Below are 22,287 nucleotides of genomic sequence, written 5' to 3'. Positions count from 1 at the left end.
GCCGGAGGGGAGCGCAGGGGCGGAGGCCTATTCCTCGTTGAACCGCGCTTCGACCAGTTCGACCAGCGCCTGCACCGCGCCCTCGGCGCCGTCGCCTTCGGCCCAGATCGTGATCGTGTCGCCCTTGGCGGCGCCGAGCATCATCAGATCGAGGATCGAGGTGCCGGCGGCGCTGTTGCCGTCCTTCTCGACGGTGAGCTCGCAGGGCTGGGTGCTGGCGAGGGTGACGAAGGCCATGCTGGCGCGGGCGTGGAGGCCGCGGCGGTTGACGATGGTGACGGTGCGGCTGGTACGGCTCACGCGGCGGCTTCTCCCAGAACCTCCGAGGCGATGGTGATGTATTTGCGGCCCGCATCGCGGGCGGCGGCCACCGCCTCTGTAACCTTCATCGTGGTGCGGGCGCTGCCGAGACGGATCAGCATCGGCAGGTTGATGCCGGCGATCACTTCGATCCGCCCCGCTTCCATCAGCGAGATGGCGAGGTTCGAGGGCGTGCCGCCGAACAGATCGCTCAGCACGATCACGCCCTTGCCCGAATCGACCGCGGCGATCGCCGCCTTGATGTCGGCACGGCGCGTTTCCATGTCGTCCTCGGGGCCGATGCAGATCGCGGCGACCTGCTCCTGGCTTCCCACTACATGCTCCATCGCGACGACGAACTCTTCGGCGAGCCGTCCGTGCGTCACGAGTACCAACCCGATCATTGTTTTTCTCCGCCCCCTTGTATCGTCACCGGCGCTCCCTCCAGCGAGTCCTGCGGCGCGGTCTGCAAGTCGCGATGGGTTACCGTGGGGGAAAATCCCGCCGCGCGCAACCGACGCGCCACGCGCTCCGCGACGTGCACCGATCGATGTCGGCCGCCCGTACAGCCGAATGCGATCGTGACATAGGATTTTCCTTCCGCCTGATAGCGCGGCAGCAGCAGCAACAGCAGCGATTCGATCTGCTCCATCGCTGCATCATAGGCCGGATCGGCGGCGATATAGGCGGAAACATCGGCATCCCTGCCCGTTCCGGGACGCAGGGCGGCATCCCAGTGCGGGTTGCGCAGGAAGCGCATGTCCAGCACCAGATCGGCGTCGCGCGGGAGGCCGCGCGAAAAGCCGAACGAGGTGACGCTGAAGGTGGTCTTGCCGGTGCCGTCCGCCGAGAAGATCGCGCGGATCGCCTGGGCAAGCGCGTTGGCGGTCATGTCCGTCGTGTCGATCAGCCGGTTGGACCAGCGGCGCAGCGGGCCCAGCAGCTCGCGTTCGCGCGCGATGCCGTCCACCGCCGGACGATCCTGCGCCAGCGGGTGGCGACGGCGGGTCTCGGAATAGCGGCGGACCAGCTCCGCGCCGGCGCATTCGAGGAACAGCGTGCCGACGTCATGGCCCTGTTCCTCGCGCAGCTTCTTGATGCGCTGGACGACGCTTTCGGGATCAAAGCCGCGCGTCTGGGTGCCGATGCCGAGCGCCAGCGGACGCTGGTCGTCGCCCTCGGCGGCTTCGGCAGGGGCGGTATCGAGCAGGCGGTTGAGCAGCAGCAGCGGCAGATTGTCCACCACTTCCCAGCCGAGATCCTCCAGCGTGCGCAGCACCGTCGACTTGCCGGCGCCGGACATGCCGGTGACGAGAAGGATGTGCTTCGGGCGACGCGGGTTCATGCGATGTGCTTCCGGATACGGGCGAAGCGGGAGGAACTGGCAAGGGCGCTCATGGTTGCTCCGCCAGCGGAAGACGAACCACGAACCGCGCGCCGCTGAGCCTGTCTTCCCGCGATTCCACCACGATGCTGCCCTGATGGCCTTCGACGATGGTGCGCGCAATGGCAAGGCCGAGACCGGAATGCTGGCCGAACGCTTCGCTGGAGGGGCGCACCGAATGGAAGCGGCGAAAGATCGCTTCGCGCGCCTCCTCCGGCACGCCGGGGCCCTCGTCCTCGATGCGGACGGCGAGCATCCCCGCTTCCTCCTGCTCGGCCGCGATGGCGACCAGGCCGCCGGGCGGAGAGAAGGAGAGGGCGTTTTCGATGAGATTTTCGAACACCCGTTCCAGGCGCGCCGGCTCTCCCATGACCTGCATCGATTGCCCGCGCGGTCGATCGAAACGCAGCCGCACATCGCCGAGCGTGCCGCGCTCCGCGCGCTGCGCCACCAACGCGGCGAGGAGCGCGCCGAGGTCGAATGGCTCAAAAGTCGCGCGGCTCAACTGGGCATCCAGCCGGGAGGCCTCGGAAATGTCGGTGATCAGGCGATCCAGCCGGTGGATGTCGTCGCGCACGATATCGAGCAGCCGGGCCTGGAAAGCCGGATCCTTGACGGTCGACAGCCCTTCCACCGCGGAACGGAGCGAGGCCAGCGGGTTCTTCAGTTCGTGCGTCACGTCCGCCGCAAAGGTTTCGGTGGCATCGATCCGCGCCCGCAGCGCCTGGCTCATGTCGGACAGGGCGCGCGCGAGCATGCCGATTTCGTCGCGCCGTTCGGGCAGACGCGGCACCACCACTTCGCGGGCCCGGCCGAGCCGCACGCGGATGGCGGCCAGCGCCAACCGGCGCAGCGGCCGGACGATGGTGCGCGCCAGGAACAGCGAGAGCAGCACCGAAACCAGCGAGACAATGCCGAGGACGACGCCCAGCCGATAACGTTCGAGACGCACCGTCTGCGTGATGTCGCGGGCGTTGAAGGCCGTCATCACCACGCCCAGGCCGGTGATCGGCGCGGCGGCGGTGATGACGGGCGTGCGATCGGGCGCGCGCCACACCGTAGCGGCGGCGGCATGCGTTTCCAGCGCGGTGCGCACATCGGGCCAGTTAAGTCCGGCGTCGCGCGGGCGCTCGCGATAGAGCGGCGATCGATCGGCACCGGCGACCTTGTCGATCACCGCATCGAGAAAGCGGGCGATCGTCTGCCCCACCGGATCCTTGTCCGGATCGCGCAGCACCAGGTTGCGCAGGCCGAGCTCGCGGCTGTCGCTGAGCAGCTTGCCCTGCGGATCATAGAGGCGGATGCGCGTGCCCATGTCGCGCGCGAGGCTGAGCACCAGCAGGTCGCGGCGCTTGTCGGTGGCCGAGGCCAGCGCCTGCGCGATCAGCCGCACCTCGCGGCTGGTCTGCTCGACGCGGCTGTCGACGATGCGGCTGCGATAGCTGTCGAGATAGAAGAACCCGCCGCACAGCAGCGCCAACGCGAAGATGTTGACCGCCAGGATCCGTGGCGTGAGGCTGACCCGGCCCGACCATCGCAGCGCCAGGTCGCGCTCGTCATTCATCCGAGAAGCGATAGCCCGCGCCATAGAGCGTCTCGATCGCGTCGAATTCCGGATCTACCTGCCGGAACTTGCGGCGGACGCGCTTGATGTGGCTGTCGATCGTGCGATCGTCGACATAGATATCGTCTTGGTACGCGGCGTCCATCAGCTGGTTGCGCGTCTTGACGATGCCCGGGCGCTGGGCAAGCGTTTCCAGGATCAGGAATTCGGTGACGGTGAGCGTGACGTTGATGCCGCCCCAGGTCACCTTGTGACGCGCCGGATCCATCGTCAGTCGTCCGCGCTCCAGCACCTCGGCGGGCTCCGCCGGCGGGGCGCCCTCGGCCAGTGGTTGTGCAGGCTCGGTGCGGCGGAGAATCGCACGGATGCGAGCGATCAGCAGGCGCTGCGAGAAGGGCTTGGCGATATAGTCGTCCGCACCCATCGCCAGGCCGAGCGCTTCGTCCAGCTCATCATCCTTGCTGGTGAGAAAGATCACCGGGATGCTGCTCTTCTCGCGCAGGCGTCGAAGCAGTTCCAGCCCGTCCATCTTGGGCATCTTGATATCGAGCACCGCCAGCTCGGGCGGGTTTTCGATAAGCGCCTTCAGGGCGCTTTCGCCGTCCGAATAGACGCGGGTGAGAAAGCCTTCGGTCTGAAGCGCGATCGATACGGAGGTCAGGATGTTGCGGTCGTCGTCGACCAGCGCGATCGTCGCAGTCATCCGGCGGCCCTGGGCTGGCGCAAAATCATCATACCACCCGTTAGACCAAAGTTCGGCGCGCCTCAACAACCTGACAACGTTAACGCGGATTGACCCCGCTCCGGCCTCCATGCAAGCAATGGTCCGCAATAAAGTTGCGCCAACGGCAAATCGTCTGTTTTGTCATATAAATGGCGTAATAATAAATATGGAGGTTTGGGTGAGCAATCGGCAATCGCGCCACGATCTTGGCGAGCAGGGTTTTGTTACCGGTGCAACGCTGCACTGGAATCTGATTACCGCACCATTGGTGGAACACTCTCTTCGCCGCGGCGAAGGGCGGCTGGCGGCCGATGGTCCTTTGGTCGTTGCTACCGGCAAACATACCGGGCGATCTGCGAAGGACAAATTCATCGTGCGGGATGCCGAGACGGAGAGCAGCGTCTGGTGGGGCAAGACCAACCAGGCGATGACACCCGCGCATTTCGCCGCGCTCAAGGCCGATTTCCTCACCGAGCTGGGCAAGCGCGACGAACTGTTCGTCCAGGACCTGTATGGCGGGTCGCAGCCGGAGCATCGCGTGCAGGTGCGCGTGATCAACGAGCTCGCCTGGCACAATCTGTTCATCCGCACGATGCTGGTTCGGCCCGAAGCGGAAGCGCTGGCGGACTTCGTTCCCGAATACACGATCATCGACCTGCCGAGCTTCCGCGCCGATCCCGCGCGCCACGGCACCCGCGGCGAGACGGTGATCGCGGTGAGCTTCACTGACAAGCTGATCCTGATCGGCGGCACCGCGTATGCCGGCGAAATGAAGAAGAGCGTGTTCGGCCTGCTCAACTATCTGCTGCCCGAGCAGGGCATCATGCCGATGCACTGCTCGGCCAATATTGGACCGAAAGGCGACACCGCGATCTTTTTCGGCCTCTCAGGCACCGGCAAGACGACGCTCTCGGCCGATGCCACTCGCACACTGATTGGCGATGACGAGCATGGCTGGTCGGACACCGCGGTCTTCAACTTCGAGGGCGGCTGCTATGCCAAGATGATCCGTCTCTCGCCCGAGGCCGAGCCGGAGATCTTCGCCACCACCAAGCGTTTCGGCACGGTGCTGGAGAATGTGGTGATGGACCCGGTGACGCGCGCACTCGACCTCGACGATGCGAGCCTCGCCGAGAACAGCCGCGGCTCCTACCCGATCGATTTCATCCCCAATGCCTCGGCCGACAATCTCGGACCGGTGCCGAAGAACATGATCTTCCTCACCGCCGACGCCTATGGCGTGCTCCCGCCGATTGCCCGGCTGACGCCCGAACAGGCGATGTACCATTTCCTCTCGGGCTACACCGCGCGCGTGGCGGGCACGGAGATCGGCGTGACCGAGCCCGAGGCGACCTTCTCGACCTGCTTCGGCGCGCCGTTCATGCCGCGACACCCCTCAATCTATGGCAACCTGCTCAAGAAGCGGATCGCGGAAGGCAATGTCGCCTGCTGGCTGGTCAACACTGGCTGGACCGGCGGCAAATACGGCATCGGCCATCGCATGCCGATCAAGGCGACGCGCGCGTTGCTCAACGCCGCGCTCGACGGCAGCCTGAACCAGGCCGAGTTCCGCATCGATCCCTATTTCGGCTTCGAGGTGCCGGTGGCGGTGCCGGGCGTGGACGCGGCGATCCTGGACCCGCGCGAGACTTGGCCGGACCAGACCGAATATGATGCCACGGCCGAGAAGCTGGTCGATCAGTTCGTCGAGAACTTCGCCCAGTTCGAAGACCATGTCGAACAAGGCGTACGCTCTGCCGCACCAAAAGCGCGGGCCCTGGCCTGAGCGGCGGCGCGCCCGAGCCCTTACCGCCGCGGCGCTTCGCCAGCGCCGCGGCGATCGCCCGTGTCGGAGAGGGTCTGCTTGCCTGCACGCTTCCCCGCGCGGAATGGACGCATGAAGCGCATCTTGCCGCGTGCCTCTATCTGCTTACCGAGCGGCCAGACGTGGATGTCGATGTCGAGATCGGCGCGCTCATCCGACGCTACAACGAAAGCCTTGGCGGGACCAACGACGATCACCAAGGCTATCACGAGACGATCACCCGCGTGTACCTTGCCGGCGTGCGCCAATATTGCGCGGCGTGTGTCGAGGCCGAACTGCTCGATCGGGTGAGCGGGCTATTGGACGCGCCGATGGGGCGGCGCGACTGGCCGTTGCGCTTCTATAGCCGCGATCGATTGTTTTCGGTGGCTGCGCGGCGCGGCTTCGTCGAACCGGACCTCGCGCCGCTTCCCTAGGGCGTTTTCACCATAAGCGAAAACGCTCTAGGGAAGCGGTTCACTTGAAAAGACGCTAGCTGTCTGGTCTCCGCATCAGGCCTTCCGCGCCGCGACGTGCCGGTCGACGACATGCCCCAGCACCGTCATCGGCACATTGCCGCCGAGCAGCAGCGCATCGTTGAAGGCGCGGAAGTCGAACCGGTCACCCAGTGCGGCTTTGGCCCCGTCGCGGAGACGGTTGATCGCGGTATGGCCGACCTTGTAGCCGCATGCCTGGCCCGGCCAGGAGCAATAGCGGTCCACTTCTCCCTGCACTTCGTCCTCCGAAGAGCCATTGGCCTCCACGAACCAGCGAATCGCCTGATCGCGCGTCCAGCGCTTAGCGTGCAGGCCGCTGTCGACGACGAGTCGGCACGCCCGGAAGCCCAGCGACTGCAAATAGCCGAGCTTCGCCGCCGGGTTCGCCTGGTACACGCCCAGTTCGTCGGCCAATTGCTCGGCATAGAGTGCCCAGCCTTCCGAATAGGCGTTGAACTGGAGGAGCGAGCGGATCAGCGGCATCTTGAAGGTATATTCCCCCTGCCAGGCATGGCCGGGGATTGCTTCATGATAGGCCAGGTCGGGCAGACTGAACCGGGTCCAGATGCCCGTAGAGCGCAGATTGATCCACAAGCGGCCCGGCACCTTGCCGTCGATTGTGCCGGGTCCGCCATAGGCGCCTGCCGCGCCGGCTTCCTCGACCGGCGGGATGCGCTTCACTTCCACGTTTCCCGGTACCAGCGTGTGGAACGCCTGCGGCATTCGCTTGCGCATGTCGTCGATGCTGTCCTGCAGGATGCGGATGATCTCGGCGCGGCCGGCATCGCTTTCCGGGAAGGCGAAGCGCGGATCGGTGGCGAGCCCCCGCATTCGGGCGCCGACGCTCCCCTGCGTATAGCCGAGCGTTTTCAGGATCGTATCCATTTCCGACTGGAGTTCGGCGAGCTGCGCCTTGCCCATTTCGTGCACTTCATCCGGCGACATGGTCGTCGTGGTGCCGGCGCTCAGCGCCCAAGCATAATAAGCGTCGCCGTCCTTGAACTTCCACACGCCGGCATCCGACGTCGCGCGGGCGCGGTGACGTTCCAACTCGGCGATCTGGCGATCGAGCGCTGGCGCAACCTGGCTCGCGGCGATTTTCGCGGCGCGCGCTTCATAGCCGCCGGGCATCGTCGCAGTGCGCTTGGCGAGCGAGGTCACCACGTCCCATGTCGCGGGATCGCCGCTACGGGCGAGGCGGATCTGCTTCAGGCATTTGTCGAGCAGAAAGTCCGGGGCGATCACGCCTACCGACGCAGCCTGTTTCAGCCGCGCAGTCTCGCCATCCAGCGCACCGGCATAGGCCTGGAGACGGTCGCAATAAGCATCGGCATCGTCGCGCGTCGCGATCTGGTGATCGCTGTCGAGCATCCGCGGCACATCGATATAAGCGCCGACATTCTGAACGACGACATAGGGTGCGTTGCGCCAGCCGCCGACGGAAACGTCGCCATAGGGGAACGCCATGCCCTGCAGCCCATTGGCATAGGCCGCCTGGATCACATCGAGATGGACCCGCATTTCGGGGCTCACGGCCTTCAGGTCGACGCGATCGATGTCGGCAAGCGTCGCCTTCAGGTGCGCAGCCATCTTCGCGACGCCTGCGGGGGAGCGATCACCGAGCTGATGCTTCAGTGCAGCGCGCGTGCCCTTGTCGATGCCCAGCCCGGTCGCGCCTTCGGGATTGAGCGCCAGCAGCGCCTCTGCCGTGCGATCGATCAGTGCCTTGGCGGAATCCTCGGCGGCGCCCGAAGCCGCAAAGGCGGGGGCGGCGAGTGCGCCGGTGGCCAGCACCGCGCTGGAGCCAAGCAACACGTCTCGGCGAGTGGTACGCATGAAATCGACCTCTATTCGGTTGTCAGTTCTGGGGAAGGGTGGGCAGGGGCTCGACGCGCAGCATCGTGCCGTCGGCGCCGGTGATCCGGACGCGGGTGCCGGCTGCTGCCAGCGGGCCGCGGGCTGGCCATTCGCCGTCGCCGACACGGACTCGCCCGGCATTTTCATCGATCGGCTCCACGACGGTGACGACCTGGCCGATCATCCGTGCGATGCGATCGTTCAGCATGGGATCGGCACTGGCCACGGGGAAGTCGTGATACCAACGCTTGCCGATCAGCACTGCGGCCACCGACCAGGCTGCGAAGCCGACCAGCTGGCCGGCAAGCCCGAGGTCCGGCAGCAGCAACGCCAGCAGCCCGGTCAGTGCCGCAGCGATCGCGAAGAACACGATATACACCCCGGGCACCGCAAGTTCGACGATGCCGAGCAGGACGGCCCCGATCAGCCACAGCAGGGCAGGGTGTTGCAGCCAGTCCACCGACTCGATCAGCCCTGCTGCTCAAAGGGGGTGGGCCGGCGCGGCGCGGGTGCCGGCGGGGCAGGGGGTTTGGGCGCGCCACCGGAAAGCGCGTCCTTGGCCAGTTCGCCGATGCCGCCCAGCGTACCGATCAACTGCGTCGCTTCCACCGGGAACAGGATCGTCTTCGCGTTGGGCGAGGTGGCGAACTTGCCTACCGCTTCCACATATTTTTGCGCGATGAAGTAATTGAGCGATTGGGAACTGCCTGCTTCGATCGCGTCCGAAACGAGCTGCGTTGCCTTGGCTTCGGCTTCCGCGGCGCGCTCGCGCGCTTCAGCGTCGCGGAAGGCCGACTCGCGTCGGCCCTCCGCCTCGAGAATACGGGCCTGCTTCTGCCCCTCGGCACGCAGGATTTCCGATTGGCGCGCGCCCTCCGCCTCCAGGATGCTGGCGCGCTTTTCGCGTTCCCCTTCATCTGGCGACCCATCGCGTTGACGATATCGGCGGGCGGGCGGATGTCCTTGATCTCGACGCGGGTGATCTTGACGCCCCAGGGGGTGGTCGCGTGATCGACGACGGAAAGCAGCCGGGCGTTAATCTCGTCGCGCTTCGACAAAGTCTCGTCGAGATCCATCGAGCCCATCACGGTCCGCAGGTTCGTGGTGGTCAGCTGCAGCAGCGCGACATACAGGTCCGAGACTTCATAAGCGGCCTTGGCGGGATCGAGCACCTGGAAGAAGACGATCCCGTCGGTGGAGATCATCGCATTGTCCTTAGTGATGATCTCCTGGCCCGGGATATCGATCACCTGCTCCATCATGTTCACCTTGCGGCCGACGCGATAGAAGAAGGCGGGGTAGAAGTTGAAGCCAGGGGCGGCGACGCTGGTGAACCGGCCGAAATGTTCGATCGTGTACTGATATCCTTGCGTGACGATCTTCACGCTGGCGATCAGGTACAGCACCACCAGCACCGCCAACGCCACGAGAAACGCGGAAATGATCTCCATGCCGTCCGACTCCCCTCGCAATTCCGCCTCGTGGTAGCATAGGGAAGGCGCATGACCAGCATCCCCCATGCGCCGCGCACCGCGCTGTTTCTGCCCGCCTCGAACCCGCGCGCGATCGCCAAGGCGCGCACCCTGGCGGTCGACATGATCATCCTCGACCTTGAGGACGCGGTGAAGGCCGAAGACAAGGACGCTGCGCGCGCTGCAGCAGTGGAAGCGCTTGCCACCGGCTTCGGTGATCGGATCGCCGCCGTGCGCATCAACGGATTGGGCACGCCGGCGCATGCTGCCGATATCGAAGCGGCGGCAGCCTCTGCGGCGGCGATGATCGTGATGCCGAAGGTGGAGGATGCGGCGGCCGCGCGGAGGATTGCGGAAGCGGCCGGCAAACCCCTGCTCGCGATGATCGAGACGCCGGCGGGCGTATTGGCGGCGGCGGCCATCGCGGCGCTGCCCGGCGTCGCCGGTCTGATCGCCGGCACGAACGATCTGAAGGCCAGCCTCGGCATACCCTCTGGAGCGGGCCGGGCGGGATTGTCGGTGGCGCTGCAATCGGTGGTGCTGGCGGCGCGCGCGGGCGAGGCCTGGGCACTGGACGGCGTGTTCAACGCCCTCACCGATCCCGAGGGCCTGGCCGCCGAATGCCGCGAAGGACGCGCCTTCGGCTTCGACGGGAAAACGTTGATTCATCCCGGCCAGATCGCCATTGCCGCCGATGCCTTCGCACCCACCCCCGGAGAGATCGCGGATGCCAGGGCCCTGATCGCCGCTGCCAGAGGCGGTGCCGAGCGATTCCGCGATCGCATGATCGAAGCAATGCATGTCGCGCAGGCGGAATACATCCTCGCGCGTGCCGGATCTGCGGAATAATTCCGCGCACGCGCCCGCGGTGGATCAAAGCGCCTTCTATGGTTGAAACATGGAGAGCATGCACGAACTGGACATGACGTTGCTCCAGGCGATCGGAGCGATCGAGAATCTGCTCGCGCTGCCCTGCGTCGACGTCGCTGCGCTGTCGCGCGCGCGCTATCAGACGGCACGCGCGGTAGCAGCGCGACGACGCGCGATCGATCTGCTCGTCAACGCCGCGATGAGCGAGGGCGGCGCCAAAGCGGAAGCGGCGCGCGCGGTGCGCGGCAGCAACATGGACATGCGCATGTTCTACACCGATCATGTCAGCGCATGGCCGACACCGCGGGCGATCGAGCAATGGCCTGCCTATGTCGCCGCATCGCGGCGGCTGGCGGAGTTCATCCGCAACCAGGTGCAGCGCGAACGCGATCTGCTCTACCCCGATGTGCCCCCCGTGCTCGCCTGAACCTGCCCCCTAGCGCAGATCCCCCCTTGCGGTTACATGGGCCGCCAACTCTCGACTCAAGGATTTGGCGCTCCCCATGGAAATCCCCCTCGGCCTGACTTTCGACGACGTCCTGCTCTACCCGGGCGAATCCGAGATCGTTCCGAGCATGGCGGATACCCGCACGCACGTGACCAAGGGGCTGGCGCTCAACATCCCCATCCTCTCCTCTGCCATGGATACCGTCACCGAAGCCGACATGGCGATCGTGATGGCGCAGCTTGGCGGCATTGGTGTGTTGCATCGCAACATGGAAATCGAAGAGCAGGTCGAGGCGGTTCGCCTGGTCAAGCGCTTCGAGAGCGGCATGGTGGTCAACCCGATCACCATGGCACCCACCGGCACGCTGGCGGAAGCGCAGGCGCTGATGGCGCGGCACCGGATCAGCGGCATTCCCATCGTCGAGGCGGGCGGCAAGCTCGTCGGCATCCTCACCAATCGCGACGTGCGTTTCGCCGAGAACCCCAACCAGCTCGTTTCCGAGCTGATGACGCACCAGAACCTGGCGACGGTGAAGCTTGGCGTTGGGCAGGACGAGGCGCGTCGCCTGCTGCATCAGCGCCGGATCGAGAAGCTGCTGGTGGTAGACGATGCCTATCGCTGCGTCGGCCTGATCACGGTCAAGGACATCGAAAAGGCTGTCAATTATCCGCACGCCACCAAGGATGCGAGCGGCCGCCTGTGCGTGGCCGCCGCGACCACGGTCGGCGACAAGGGCTTCGCCCGTACCGAGGCGCTGGTCGATGCGGAAGTCGACCTGGTGGTGATCGACACCGCGCATGGCCATAACAAGGACGTCAGCCGCGCGGTGGAGCGGGTGAAGAAACTGTCCAACCGGGTGCAGGTGATCGCCGGCAACATCGCCACGGCCGAGGCCGCGCGTGCCCTGATCGATGCAGGTGCGGACGGATTGAAGGTAGGCATCGGGCCCGGCTCGATCTGCACCACCCGCGTCGTAGCCGGCGTGGGCGTGCCGCAGCTCACCGCAGTGATGGAGGCGGCGAACGAGGCTGCCAAGTCCGGCATCCCGGTGATCGCCGATGGCGGCATTCGCACCTCCGGCGACATCGCCAAGGCGCTTGCCGCCGGTGCGGGCGCGGCGATGATCGGATCGCTGCTCGCCGGGACCGAAGAGGCACCGGGCGAAACCTTCCTCTATCAGGGGCGGGCCTACAAATCCTATCGTGGCATGGGTTCGGTCGGCGCGATGGCCAAGGGTTCGGCCGATCGCTATTTCCAGCAGGACATCAAGGACCAGCTCAAGCTGGTGCCCGAAGGCATCGAGGGCCAGGTGCCGTATAAGGGACCGGCGCGCGATGTTATCCACCAGCTGGTCGGCGGCGTGAAGGCGTCGATGGGCTATGTCGGTGCGGGCACCATTCCGGAATTTCAGAAGAAGGCCCGGTTCGTGCGCATCACCAATGCCGGCCTGAAGGAAAGCCACGTCCACGACGTGACGATCACGCGCGAGGCGCCCAACTACCCTACGCGGTGATGAGCAGCAGCAGGTGCGCGGGCCCGCCTCAGCGGCGGGCCTGGGCACCGTCCTTGCCGCTATGGGGTTCGCAGGGCGGCCCCAGATAGTCCGCATGGATCACGCGGTTGCGCCCGCCATCCTTGGCGACATACAGGGCCTGATCGGCGAGACGGTAGAGCTGCTGATAATCGGCCGTGCCGCGCCGCTCGGCCACGCCGATGCTCACCGTGACGAGATGATCGCCGATCGCCTGCCGGTGATCGCAGGCGCCGAGTTCCTGGCGGACATGCTCGGCGAATTGCAGCAGCGACCGCCCCTCGAGCTGACCGATCATCAGCGCGAATTCCTCGCCGCCCAAACGCGCGGTCGCACACATTGGGCCCTGCCAGCGCGTGAGGCGATCGGCCAGGGTGCACAATACGCTGTCGCCGGCCTCGTGGCCGTGCACATCGTTGATCGCCTTGAATCGGTCTATGTCAATCAGCAGCAGCGCGACGGGCGTCTGGTCGCGCTGCGCCGACTGCATCAGCGGTGCTACGGCGGCAACGAAGCCGCGGCGGTTATGGATGCCGGTCAGCGGATCGCGTGTGGCGAGTTCGCTGGCGCGCGCTTCCGCCGCCAGAGCACGATCGCGTTCGGCGCGGAAGCGCGCTAGCCGACGACTGGCGGCGATGGACAGCCAGATCGTCTGCCACGCGGCGGCGAACAGCACCAGGATCTGCGCGCCGCCACCCCAGAGCGCACTGCCCAGATCAACGAACTGGGTGAGCGCCAGCGCCGCCATCGGCACCGACCACGCGGCGACGAGATCGCGCGCCTCTGCGCTGCCGCGCCGCACCGCCCATCCGAGGCAGATCGCCACCGCCAGCAGGTCTGCCAGCACGAAGATGCCTAGCATGGCACCCAGGGTGTCGATCAACGCACTGCGCACCAGACTGGTCGGTATGCCGAGAATACCCACCGCCGCGCCCAACGCGAGCGCGACACCTCGAAGCCAGTTCGGCAGGATTGATCGCGGGATCGAGGTGACGGCGCTGAACGTCGCCAGCGTGATCGCGTTCGCGGAAAGGAAGGTGGAAGCCTGTGCGGAGAAGCTGCCGGCAAAGCCCGGCACCACCAGCAGCGCGAATTGCGACCACAGCGTGCCCCACACGAACACCGTGGCGGCCCAGGCGCCTTGCCACGCCAGATATTGCCGCCGCACCGCGATTGCCAGCGAGAGGTTGTAGATCGCGCCGATCGCCAGCAGCGTCAGCGCAGCGCCGATCAAGGCGGCGAGCATCGCCGACTGGCGCTCGGCAGCGCCGGAGGGAACCAGCCGCACCCGCAGCAGGTGATGGCTGGCCAGGCGATCGAAGCGCAGTACGATCGCGGCGACATGGTCGTTGCGGTTCGCGGGCGAAAAGGCGAGTTGGGCGCCCGGCCGCCAGAAATCCCCATACGCGCCGTTGCGCACCTGCTGCCATTCGGCCGGGCCGTCCACATAGCGGAACTCGACGGCCAACCTGTCCAACCGGCTGTGGTGCACGAGCAGCGTCGGTGTCTCGCCAGGCTGCATGTAGCGAGCAGGATCAATACGCAGCCAGAGGCTTCCCCGTTGATAACCGCTGGGTTCGCCGCCGCAGGTGAACCGCAGCGTGGAGGCATTGCCGTCCGGCACGGCGGCTGGCGTTACGACATGGCACACACGCCCGTCCAGCGGCACCCCCACCGCAAAGGCTGCACCGGGAATCAAGCCGGCGATTGCTACGAACAGGGCGAAGATCGCCCCCCAACGGTCCACCAACGCTTCCTCGTCGACCCCTCACGCCCAAGGCATGCTTTGCAGGCAAACGGTACAAGAGATTGGCCGTGGAGGCTATCCATACGTTTGCCATATCATCATTCGCCCTGCTTCCCATGCCGTCGCCAATCGCCTAGCGCGGATGCATGACTCCAGCAGCGCGCCTCCAGATGGCGATCGAACTTTTGGACGAGGTGGTGACGGCGGCGCGGAGCCGCGGGCCCGCCGCCGATGTGCTGTTGGCGCGCGCCTTTGCTGCGCGCCGCTTCGCCGGATCGAAAGACCGCCGGGCGATCCGCGGCCTGGTGTACGATGCCATTCGCCTGTGCGGCGAGCCGCCGGAAACCGGACGTGCGGCGATGATCGCCTTGGCCGGGGTGCGGCCTGAACTGGCCGCGCTGTTCGATGGCTCGCGCTATGGACCCGCGCCGGTTCATGAGGGAGAAGCGCCGGCGCGGATGGGTGTGGCGCCTGCCTGGCTGGAACAGGCCCTTGCGGACTCGGGACTGGATGAGGCGGAGCGCGACGCTCTGCTCGATCGGGCGCCGCTCGATCTGCGCGTGAACGCGCTTCGGACGACACGAGACGCCCTTGCCGGACAAATTGCCGGTGCCACGCCATTGTCGTTCGTCCCGCACGGCCTACGCTTGGAAACCGACGTGCCGGTAGAGCGCGAGCCCGCCTTTGCCGACGGCCGCATCGAGGTGCAGGATGCCGGCAGCCAGATGGTGAGCCATCTAGCCGGCGCCGAACCAGGAATGGCGGTGATCGATCTCTGCGCCGGCGGCGGAGGCAAGACGCTGGCGCTGGCTGCCGCGATGGAGGACAAGGGCGCCATTCTTGCCTGCGACGTCGATCGGCCGCGCCTTTCGCGCCTGGCGCCGCGGGCCACGCGGGCCGGGGTGACGATCGCAGCCACCCGTTTGCTCAACCCGGGACAGGAAAGCGCCATGATGAGCGATTGGCAGGCACGCGCCGATCTGGTCGTGATCGATGCGCCTTGTTCGGGCACCGGCACCTGGCGGCGCAATCCCGAAGCGCGTTGGCGGCTGACGCCGCCGTTGCTTGCCCAATATGTCGAGACGCAGGCGCGGCTGCTGGCGATCGGGGCCGGGCTGGTACGGGCGGGCGGGACGCTGGTCTACATTACCTGCTCGCTGCTTGACGCGGAGGGTGCGCGCCAGATCGATCGCTTCCTTGGCGTGCAGCCCGAATGGACGGCACTTGGACTGGATGCGCCGATCGGGGCGCTACGCGGGCACGGCCTTCGGTTGACCCCGCACAAGGACTCGACCGATGGCTTTTTTGTCGCGAAGATGGTGCGGCAATGCTAGCAACGTCTTCCAGTCTATCGGAGATTTTGATGCGGATCACCGCAGTTTCGGCGGCAGCGGCGCTGCTGGTCCTTACCGTGTCCTCCAGCCTCAGCGCTCAGCGTCCGGATAGCCAGATCGATCCGCGTTCGCTCGAACTGGTCCGTCAGGCGCGCGCCGCGCAAGGCGCGGGCAACCTGGGCGGGGCCAATGACCTGCTGGAAACGGCGCTGGCCGTCGATCCACGCAATCGCGAGGCGTTCGTGCTGCTTGCCGATATCGCGCGGACGCAGAGCCTGCCCGGCAAGGCGATCCGCTTCTATGGCGAGGCGCTGAAGCTGGAACCGAACGACTTGGCTGCGCTGCGCGGGCAGGGCGAGGCGATGGTGGCGAAGGGCGCGATCGAGCGCGCAAAGGAAAATCTGGGCAAGATCAAGACGATCTGCAAGAACGCGTGCGCCGATGCGACCACCCTTGCAGGCAGCATCGCCAAAGGGCCTCCGCCAACCCCTGTGGCTGCGAACGATGCGGCGACCAAGGCAGTGCCTGCGAAGGAAGCCGCCAAGCCCTGAACCGGCCTAGCCGGCCCGCCCGAGTTCGCGGGCGATCGCGACATATTCGGCGACGGTAACGGTTTCCGCGCGCCGGCTTGCATCGATGCCCAGCGCGTCGAGCGCGGCGAGGGCGCCGGGCACCGCTTTCAGGCTTTGCCGCAGCATCTTGCGGCGCTGGCCGAATGCCGCCGCCGTCACTGCCTCCAGCGTGGCAAGGCGCACTCCCTCCGGCGGCTCGGCGGGCACGACGTGCACGACAGCAGACATGACCTTGGGCGGTGGCGTGAAGGCGGACCGGTGGACATGCATCGCGATCCGCGGGGTCGACCGCCACTGTGCCAGCACCGCCAGCCGGCCATAATGCTCGCTGCCCGCCGGAGCGACGATGCGCTCGGCGACCTCCTTCTGAAACATCAGCGTCAGGCTGGCCCACCATGGCTGCCATTCGGCCGAAAGCCAGCCGACCAGCAGCGCGGTACCGACATTGTAGGGCAGGTTGGCAACCACGTGCGGCTTGCCGGCGAACAGGGCGGGAGCGTCCACCTGCAACGCGTCGCCTTCGATGACGCGCAGGCGATCGGGGAAATAGCCGCCCAATTCCTCCAGCGCGGGGATGCAGCGGCGGTCACGCTCCACCGCGGTCACGCGGGCACCCGCCTGCAACAGCGCGCGAGTGAGCCCGCCCGGGCCGGGGCCGACCTCGAACACCTCTGCATCGCCCAATGCGCCCGGCACCTTCGCGATGCGGCCGAGCAACTGTCCGTCGAACAGAAAATTCTGGCCCAGCGCCTTGCTGGCGCTGAGTCCGTATCTGGCAATGACGTCGCGGAGCGGGGGAAGGGTGGTCACGCCGCTGCGTCGCTCCGGCGTTGTGCCGCGCTGGCGGCCATGCGGATGGCGGCGATCATCGCCCCGGGATTGGCTTCGTCGCGTCCGGCCAGTCCGAAGGCGGTGCCGTGATCGGGCGAGGTGCGTACGATCGGCAGGCCCAGCGTGATGTTCACGCCGTCGTCGAAGTGGAGGGTCTTGATCGGGATCAGCGCCTGATCGTGGAACGGGCACAGCGCCGCATCATAGGTGGCGCGAGCGCGGGCATGGAACATCGTGTCGCCCGAAAACGGGCCGGTCGCGTCAATGCCTTCGGCGCGCAGGCGCTCGATCGCAGGAGCGATGACGTCGATTTCCTCGCGGCCGAGCGCGCCATTCTCGCCGGCATGCGGGTTGAGACCGGCAAAGGCGAGCCGCGGCCGGGAGATCCCAAAATTGCGCTGGAGCCCGCGTGCGGTGACGCGTGCCTTGGCGATGATGAGATCGATGGTGAGCCGTTCCGGCACATCGGCCAGCGCGATATGAACGGTGATCGGCACGACGCGCAGGCTGGGTCCCGCGAGCATCATCACCGCATTCTCGGCGGTGACGCCGCAGCGCTCCGCCACGAACTCGGTCTGCCCGGGATGGTTGAAGCCGATCGTATAGAGCTGGGTCTTGGAAACAGGACCGGTCACCAGCGCACCGGCGGCACCGGCGCTTGCCAGGCCGACCGCAACTTCCAGTGACTGGAGCGCGACTGCGGCAGAAGCCATGTTTGGTTGGCCGGGCACACTGGCGCCCGAATCCCGCACCGGCAGCACCGGCAGCGCGTCGTCGAACCGCTCGAACGCTTGGCTTGGTGTGTCGATGGTGACCGTGGGCCCGTTCCACACCGCCTGGATCGAGCCTGGATCACCCACCGCGAAAAAAGGTGGCAGCGAATGAAGAACGCGCGCGTTCCAGGCCTTGGCGACGATCTCCGGGCCGATCCCGGCGGGATCGCCCAGAGCCACGGCGAGCGGCGCCAGGCGGGAGGCGCCGGGCGCCATGTCAGCGATATTCGATCAGTGCGTCGCGGCGCAGGTCGCGCAGCATCCGCTCCGCGCGCAGGTTGACGCGCTGGTCTTCCAGCTGTTCCTGCACCTGCTCCACCGACGGGGTATAGGCAGGAGGCGGATCGTCGCGGCCGCAGATCACGAAGGCGCGTACGCCGTCCTCAAGCGAGCCGAACGGCTGCGTCGCCTGTCCGACCTGCATCGGGAGAACCATGTTCTGCAACGCTGGCGGCAGATCCTTGATCGCGATGCCATCGCGGTCGACCACCTCGGCATTGATGCCGGCGGCCGCCTTGGTCACGTCACCGCAACCGCGAATGGCCTGCACGGCCTTGCCGAACTCTTCCGCGCGCGTGTTCCGCTGCGGCGTCGTCATGTCCTTGGTGAACGCGATCGACAGCTGGCGGATGCTCAGCTTGGCGTCGCGCGGATCGGCCACGCCCACCTTGTGCTTGTCTGCCAGGTACACGATCGAAAAGCCGGCGGAGAGCGGGATCGGGCCCGCCACCTGGCCCGGCTCCATCCCTTGCACCGCCTGGGCGAGACCATCGGGCAGCATCGCCGGCTGCACCCAGCCCAGATCGCCGCCGCGGGCGCGCGTGGAGCTTTGCGAATAGGTACGGGCAAGATAGTCGAAGGGCGTGCCCTGACGCATCTGCTCGATCATCTTCTGCATCCCGCCCGCGACTTCCTGCGCGCGATCGGGAGTGGCGTTCTGATAGATCTCGTAGACGTGATATTCGTCGGTGCCCTTCTGGGCGGTGAGGCGATCGATCATCGCCTTCACTTCGGCTTCGCCGACATTGACGTTCACCTGCTTGCGCAGGAGGCGGCTCCACGCCAGTTCGGCTTCGATCTGGCGCTTGATCGACCGTTCCGACGAACCGATTTCGCGCAGCCAGGCGCGCATCTGTTCTGGCGTCCGCTGGAAGCGGGCCGACACGCGGCTGAAGCTGGATTCGATCTCGCGGGCATCAACCTTGATGTCCTTCGCCTTGGCTTCCTGGATCTCCAGCGTCTCGTCGATCAGCTGGCGTAGCATGGCGAGCTTCAGTTGCTCGCGCTCTTCGGGCTTCAGCGTCAGCTTCTGCATGCCCGTGACCAGCGCGACGCGGTGGTCAACCTCGGTGCCGGTGAGGACGTAATCGTTGACGATTGCGGTCGGCTTGCGAATGTTCGGATCGGCCTTGCCGAAAATCTCCACATCGGCAGGGAAATCGAGGCCCGCATTCGCCGACTTCCCACTCTCCTGGCCGGGATTCGTCTGGGCAAGCGCCACCGTCGCCAGCGCCGCGATCCCGGCACCCGCCAGCCACTTGGCACCCATGCCCGCAATTCTGCCCACAGCGATAGTCACTTCAGAACGGCCCTCATCCTTTTCGGAAACGCTGCGCTTAATCGTCAATTGTGCCTGAACCAAGGCTTAGCGCCCGCCTCCGGTTCGCACCGTATTAGCGCCCCAGATTCTTGAAGGCGAGGGTGAGAAGATACGAATTGCCGGCGCGGGCGTCACCGGTGGTGGCATAGTCGCGGCGCCAGGTGGCCCCAACACGCAGACAGTCGTCTTCATAGAAGACGCCGATACGGTGGCGGATAGGCTGATAGCCATCGGCGGCGGACAGGGGATCCTCGTTCTTGTCGGTCAGGTCGATCAACGTCGATCCCGAAAGAGACCAGAAGCGCGCGATCTGCACGCGCGAGCCCAGACGCAGCTCCTCGCGGTCCTGCAGATCCTCCAGCGTGGCACTGATGTTCCGGTTGAGCCGCAGATAGCCGATCTGGACATAGGTCGCGCGTGAGCCGAGCGCCATGTCGAGCTCGTTGCGGCGCACGGCCAGCCCGTCCTTGTCCAGCCGGTAGCGGTGGGTGAAGCTGACGAAATCGTGGAAGCGGATGACCGTCCGTCCCACGATGTCCGAGAGCCGGTCGGTCAGCCCCGTTCCGTTGGGCAGCAGGGTGGGCCGGGTGGTCAGGCGATAGCTCTGCCCGATATTGGCATCGATGCTGAAGCCCGGCAGGTTGAGCGCATAGTCGAGGCCATAGGTGAACCGCGTTGAATCCTCGAACCGGTCATAGCCCGGGAAGCGATTGAGCGCGAAAAGGTTGGAATCCTCGAGATCCACGGCGCGCGCGTCCTCGTTCGGAATCTCCATGTTGGCGAGATGCGGCGCGGCAACCATCTGCACGCGCGGGGTGATGCGCTGGGATCCGCCCAGAAAGGCGCCGACGAACGGCCACTTCACGTCCACCGCCGCCGCGGCGATCCCACGCGTGTGGAAGCCGTCTTCGCCGCGATAGTTGATCACGCTGGTCGTTAGCGAATCGCTGGTGTTGTAAATGTCGCCGCGGGCGTAGCCGGTGAACGTCACTTCCTGCCCCCAATTCGTCAGGCGGCGGAGGCTCCACTGGGCGCTGGCAAAGGCGCGCTGCGTATCCTGGCCTGCGGTGCGGGTCAGGGCGAGCGTGTTCACCTCGAAATCGAAATGCCCGCCGGTTATGTTTTCCTCGACGCGGCGGCGATAATCGATTTCCGGCAGCGCGATCGGCTGCAGCCCTTGTGGCCCGGTGATCCGCAGCGTCTGCGCGGCCCAGGCGTTGACGACGAAATAGCTGTTGGCATCGATCCGTTCGAGCGAGATGTTGTTGCGCAGCCGGTCGTCCCGGGAAATGTCGTAGCGGCGCAGGAAGGTCCGGTCGCTCGCCATCCGCAGAGATGCCGATACCGACCAGTTAGTATCGAGCTGGTAGCGGCCGAGCAGATCGAAATAGCCGCGTACGTCGTTCCGCAGCGACGATGGCGTTTGCGACACGGTGAGATCGTCCGCGCGGCGGCTGTAGGTGCCATAGGCGGAGACGCGGAACGAGCCGAGGCTGTTCAATTCGCGATAATCCACCTGCAGCATCGGCAGCGTATCGGAAAACACACGCGGCGTGACGGTCAGGTCGCGGTTGGGCGCCAAACTGATGAAATAAGGCACGGCGAGCTGGAAGCCGTTAACCCGGCTGTAGCGCACGTCGGGCGTCAGGATGCCGGAGTCGCTCTGTCCACCGGCCGGATGCGAGAAAGCGGGCAGCGGCAGGGTGAGAAAACCGAAAACGCCGATGCGGGCGCCGCGATAGCGCAGTCGGCGCCGATTCGGATCATAGACGACCTGATCGGCAGTGATCTTCCACGAAGGCTCCTTGGGGCACCCCGCCGTGTTGGTGACGGTGCACGGCGTATAGGCGGCGTTTTCGACGGTGATCACGCCGCCGTCGCTGCGCTGGCCATGCTCGGCGGCGATGCGGCCGCCGGCTTCGAGCACGACGAGCATATTCTCGACCACACCGTCCTTCAGCGTGTCGGTCAGCTCGATCCGGTCGCCATAGGCCGCATCCCCCTGTGGGTTGATCACGGCAATGTTGCCCTCCGCCGTTACCTTGCCGGTGCGGCGATCCCAGCTCACCTTGTCCGCCCTGAGCCGGTTGCTCTGGCGGAAAAGGCGCACGTCGCCACTGGCGGTGACGACGTCGTTGTTCATGTCATAATCGAGCGTATCGGCGGTGAACTGCACCTGGTCTGGGTCGTCGGGCAGGCCGGTTGGTGAGGGCGGCGGCGGTTCGACCGGCCGATCCTGAAGGTTTGCGGCGGGAACATCCTGCGCGGCAGCATCGGCCGCGGGCGCCCGAACCGGCTCGGCGGCCTGCTGCGCGCGGGCCTCGGCCGACAGGCACAGGCCGAGCGCGGCCGAAACGGACAGGGCCCTGCGCGTCACAATACTTCCCACCTTCGCGTCAACTCCCCGTACGCCAAAAGCCGCCCTATCGCAGCGGTTGCGCCATCGCAACGGCGGCATGCGTTGGCCCGAACGCCTATCGCGGCTATCGGGGCCCGATGCAGGTCGATTTCTATCATCTCACCAAGGCGCCGCTGGAGCGCGTGCTGCCGCAGATCGCAGAAAAGGTGTTGGCGGGTGGCGCGCGCCTGCTGGTCGTGGCAGGCGAGGAAGCGCTGCGCAAGCAGATCGATCAGCGGCTCTGGAGCTATGCGCCGGCCAGCTTCCTTCCCCATGGCGAGGCGGGCGAGGCGTGGGATGCCGAGCAGCCCATCCTCATTGCCGGACAGGTGCTGGCGACCAACGGGGCCAGGTACGTCGCGCTGATCGACGGCCTTTGGCGCGACGAGGCGCTCGCCTTCGATCGCGTGTTTCACTTTTTCGATGAAGACAATATCGCCGCCGCCCGAGTCGCCTGGCGGGCGCTGGGCGAACGCGAAGGCATCGATCGCCGCTATTGGCGGCAGGACGAAAATGGACGCTGGGCGCAAGTCGCCTGAGCTTGCATTGCCGAGGCGCCGGGACTAGGGAGCCGCAACTTT

General features: G+C 66.2%; 20 protein-coding genes and 1 pseudogene. 8 read left to right on the top strand and 13 right to left on the bottom strand.

Annotated elements, in window-relative coordinates; all coding sequences use genetic code 11:
- Positions 1 to 27: 27 nt before the first annotated feature.
- Genes B215_RS0110045 through B215_RS0110025 form a run of 5 tightly spaced genes read right to left on the bottom strand, consistent with a single transcriptional unit; the run spans position 28 to position 3,951 of the window.
- Positions 28 to 300 (bottom strand): HPr family phosphocarrier protein, encoded by a 273-nt coding sequence (locus tag B215_RS0110045; protein WP_019369519.1) that lies wholly within the window; start codon positions 298 to 300, stop codon positions 28 to 30.
- The gene (locus B215_RS0110040; RefSeq protein WP_019369518.1) at positions 297 to 704 is read right to left on the bottom strand and encodes a PTS sugar transporter subunit IIA; all 408 of its coding nucleotides are present in this window, start codon (positions 702 to 704) and stop codon (positions 297 to 299) included. The genes B215_RS0110045 and B215_RS0110040 overlap by 4 nt, the downstream gene beginning before the upstream one ends.
- Complete coding sequence (gene rapZ, locus B215_RS0110035; RefSeq protein ID WP_019369517.1) at positions 701 to 1,645, bottom strand: RNase adapter RapZ; 945 nt, start codon at positions 1,643 to 1,645, stop codon at positions 701 to 703. The genes B215_RS0110040 and rapZ overlap by 4 nt, the downstream gene beginning before the upstream one ends.
- Positions 1,646 to 1,694: 49 nt before the next feature.
- A complete protein-coding gene (locus B215_RS0110030) occupies positions 1,695 to 3,272 on the bottom strand; it encodes a sensor histidine kinase (RefSeq protein WP_026009143.1) in 1,578 nt (525 codons plus the stop codon).
- Entirely contained in the window at positions 3,241 to 3,951 is a 711-nt protein-coding gene (locus tag B215_RS0110025) for a response regulator transcription factor (RefSeq protein WP_019369515.1), read from the bottom strand. The genes B215_RS0110030 and B215_RS0110025 overlap by 32 nt, the downstream gene beginning before the upstream one ends.
- Before the next feature lie 187 nt (positions 3,952 to 4,138).
- Between B215_RS0110025 and B215_RS0110020 the strand changes: the two genes are divergently transcribed.
- Both B215_RS0110020 and B215_RS0110015 read left to right on the top strand, forming a co-directional pair.
- The gene (locus B215_RS0110020; RefSeq protein WP_019369514.1) at positions 4,139 to 5,758 is read left to right on the top strand and encodes a phosphoenolpyruvate carboxykinase; all 1,620 of its coding nucleotides are present in this window, start codon (positions 4,139 to 4,141) and stop codon (positions 5,756 to 5,758) included.
- A gap of 161 nt (positions 5,759 to 5,919) precedes the next feature.
- Complete coding sequence (locus B215_RS0110015; protein WP_019369513.1) at positions 5,920 to 6,213, top strand: hypothetical protein; 294 nt, start codon at positions 5,920 to 5,922, stop codon at positions 6,211 to 6,213.
- Between the two features lie 75 nt (positions 6,214 to 6,288).
- On the opposite strand, the gene B215_RS0110010 is transcribed toward B215_RS0110015, so the two are convergent.
- The 3 genes and pseudogenes from B215_RS0110010 to B215_RS19950 form a co-directional block, all read right to left on the bottom strand.
- A complete protein-coding gene (locus tag B215_RS0110010) occupies positions 6,289 to 8,109 on the bottom strand; it encodes a DUF885 domain-containing protein (protein ID WP_026009140.1) in 1,821 nt (606 codons plus the stop codon).
- A gap of 22 nt (positions 8,110 to 8,131) precedes the next feature.
- A complete protein-coding gene (locus tag B215_RS0110005; protein ID WP_019369511.1) occupies positions 8,132 to 8,590 on the bottom strand; it encodes an NfeD family protein in 459 nt (152 codons plus the stop codon).
- Positions 8,591 to 8,598: 8 nt separating this feature from the next.
- Positions 8,599 to 9,581, bottom strand: a pseudogene (locus B215_RS19950) (SPFH domain-containing protein).
- Between the two features lie 51 nt (positions 9,582 to 9,632).
- On the opposite strand from B215_RS19950, the gene B215_RS0109995 reads away from it, so the two are divergent.
- From B215_RS0109995 to guaB, 3 genes are all read left to right on the top strand, one after another.
- Entirely contained in the window at positions 9,633 to 10,451 is an 819-nt protein-coding gene (locus B215_RS0109995; protein WP_019369510.1) for an HpcH/HpaI aldolase/citrate lyase family protein, read from the top strand.
- A 58-nt stretch (positions 10,452 to 10,509) separates the two neighbouring features.
- Positions 10,510 to 10,899 (top strand): hypothetical protein, encoded by a 390-nt coding sequence (locus B215_RS0109990; protein ID WP_152997787.1) that lies wholly within the window; start codon positions 10,510 to 10,512, stop codon positions 10,897 to 10,899.
- Positions 10,900 to 10,975: 76 nt separating this feature from the next.
- Positions 10,976 to 12,433 carry an IMP dehydrogenase gene (gene guaB / locus B215_RS0109985; protein WP_019369508.1) on the top strand — a complete coding sequence of 486 codons (1,458 nt, stop codon included), beginning with the start codon at positions 10,976 to 10,978 and terminating at the stop codon, positions 12,431 to 12,433.
- Between the two features lie 28 nt (positions 12,434 to 12,461).
- Here guaB and B215_RS0109980 read toward each other — a convergent pair whose 3' ends face one another.
- On the bottom strand, positions 12,462 to 14,198 hold the full coding sequence (locus tag B215_RS0109980; protein WP_162839596.1) for a sensor domain-containing diguanylate cyclase: 1,737 nt from the start codon (positions 14,196 to 14,198) through the stop codon (positions 12,462 to 12,464).
- 146 nt (positions 14,199 to 14,344) lie between these two features.
- Between B215_RS0109980 and B215_RS0109975 the strand changes: the two genes are divergently transcribed.
- Positions 14,345 to 15,532 carry an RsmB/NOP family class I SAM-dependent RNA methyltransferase gene (locus tag B215_RS0109975; RefSeq protein WP_026009139.1) on the top strand — a complete coding sequence of 396 codons (1,188 nt, stop codon included), beginning with the start codon at positions 14,345 to 14,347 and terminating at the stop codon, positions 15,530 to 15,532.
- A gap of 29 nt (positions 15,533 to 15,561) precedes the next feature.
- Positions 15,562 to 16,083 carry a hypothetical protein gene (locus B215_RS0109970; RefSeq protein WP_019369505.1) on the top strand — a complete coding sequence of 174 codons (522 nt, stop codon included), beginning with the start codon at positions 15,562 to 15,564 and terminating at the stop codon, positions 16,081 to 16,083.
- Positions 16,084 to 16,089: 6 nt separating this feature from the next.
- Here B215_RS0109970 and rsmA read toward each other — a convergent pair whose 3' ends face one another.
- The 4 genes from rsmA to B215_RS0109950 form a co-directional block, all read right to left on the bottom strand.
- Positions 16,090 to 16,914: a 16S rRNA (adenine(1518)-N(6)/adenine(1519)-N(6))-dimethyltransferase RsmA gene (gene rsmA / locus B215_RS0109965; RefSeq protein WP_019369504.1), complete on the bottom strand. Its 825-nt coding sequence runs from the start codon at positions 16,912 to 16,914 to the stop codon at positions 16,090 to 16,092.
- Positions 16,911 to 17,924 (bottom strand): 4-hydroxythreonine-4-phosphate dehydrogenase PdxA, encoded by a 1,014-nt coding sequence (gene pdxA / locus B215_RS0109960; RefSeq protein WP_019369503.1) that lies wholly within the window; start codon positions 17,922 to 17,924, stop codon positions 16,911 to 16,913. Before pdxA ends, rsmA begins: the two co-directional genes overlap by 4 nt.
- Before the next feature lies 1 nt (position 17,925).
- Positions 17,926 to 19,287: a peptidylprolyl isomerase gene (locus B215_RS0109955; RefSeq protein ID WP_236704438.1), complete on the bottom strand. Its 1,362-nt coding sequence runs from the start codon at positions 19,285 to 19,287 to the stop codon at positions 17,926 to 17,928.
- A 94-nt stretch (positions 19,288 to 19,381) separates the two neighbouring features.
- Complete coding sequence (locus B215_RS0109950; protein WP_037513554.1) at positions 19,382 to 21,640, bottom strand: LPS-assembly protein LptD; 2,259 nt, start codon at positions 21,638 to 21,640, stop codon at positions 19,382 to 19,384.
- 164 nt (positions 21,641 to 21,804) lie between these two features.
- On the opposite strand from B215_RS0109950, the gene B215_RS0109945 reads away from it, so the two are divergent.
- Positions 21,805 to 22,245 (top strand): DNA polymerase III subunit chi, encoded by a 441-nt coding sequence (locus B215_RS0109945; protein ID WP_019369500.1) that lies wholly within the window; start codon positions 21,805 to 21,807, stop codon positions 22,243 to 22,245.
- Positions 22,246 to 22,287: the final 42 nt, after the last annotated feature.

Source organism: Sphingomonas sp. ATCC 31555 (genome assembly GCF_000282895.1).
Taxonomy (GTDB): domain Bacteria; phylum Pseudomonadota; class Alphaproteobacteria; order Sphingomonadales; family Sphingomonadaceae; genus Sphingomonas.
Note: the sequence above shows the minus strand (reverse complement) of the source record. Positions and strands in the feature narration are given on the sequence as shown.

Bases quoted from the DNA above. Each gene is read 5' to 3' on its own strand.
- B215_RS0110040 (WP_019369518.1), bottom strand. From the start codon at position 704: ATGATCGGGTTGGTACTCGTGACGCACGGACGGCTCGCCGAAGAGTTC.
- rapZ (WP_019369517.1), bottom strand. From the start codon at position 1,645: ATGAACCCGCGTCGCCCGAAGCACATCCTTCTCGTCACCGGCATGTCC.
- B215_RS0110030 (WP_026009143.1), bottom strand. From the start codon at position 3,272: ATGGCGCGGGCTATCGCTTCTCGGATGAATGACGAGCGCGACCTGGCG.
- B215_RS0110025 (WP_019369515.1), bottom strand. From the start codon at position 3,951: ATGACTGCGACGATCGCGCTGGTCGACGACGACCGCAACATCCTGACC.
- B215_RS0110020 (WP_019369514.1), top strand. From the start codon at position 4,139: ATGGAGGTTTGGGTGAGCAATCGGCAATCGCGCCACGATCTTGGCGAG.
- B215_RS0110010 (WP_026009140.1), bottom strand. From the start codon at position 8,109: ATGCGTACCACTCGCCGAGACGTGTTGCTTGGCTCCAGCGCGGTGCTG.
- B215_RS0109995 (WP_019369510.1), top strand. From the start codon at position 9,633: ATGACCAGCATCCCCCATGCGCCGCGCACCGCGCTGTTTCTGCCCGCC.
- B215_RS0109990 (WP_152997787.1), top strand. From the start codon at position 10,510: ATGCACGAACTGGACATGACGTTGCTCCAGGCGATCGGAGCGATCGAG.
- guaB (WP_019369508.1), top strand. From the start codon at position 10,976: ATGGAAATCCCCCTCGGCCTGACTTTCGACGACGTCCTGCTCTACCCG.
- B215_RS0109975 (WP_026009139.1), top strand. From the start codon at position 14,345: ATGACTCCAGCAGCGCGCCTCCAGATGGCGATCGAACTTTTGGACGAG.
- B215_RS0109970 (WP_019369505.1), top strand. From the start codon at position 15,562: ATGCGGATCACCGCAGTTTCGGCGGCAGCGGCGCTGCTGGTCCTTACC.
- pdxA (WP_019369503.1), bottom strand. From the start codon at position 17,924: ATGGCGCCCGGCGCCTCCCGCCTGGCGCCGCTCGCCGTGGCTCTGGGC.
- B215_RS0109945 (WP_019369500.1), top strand. From the start codon at position 21,805: ATGCAGGTCGATTTCTATCATCTCACCAAGGCGCCGCTGGAGCGCGTG.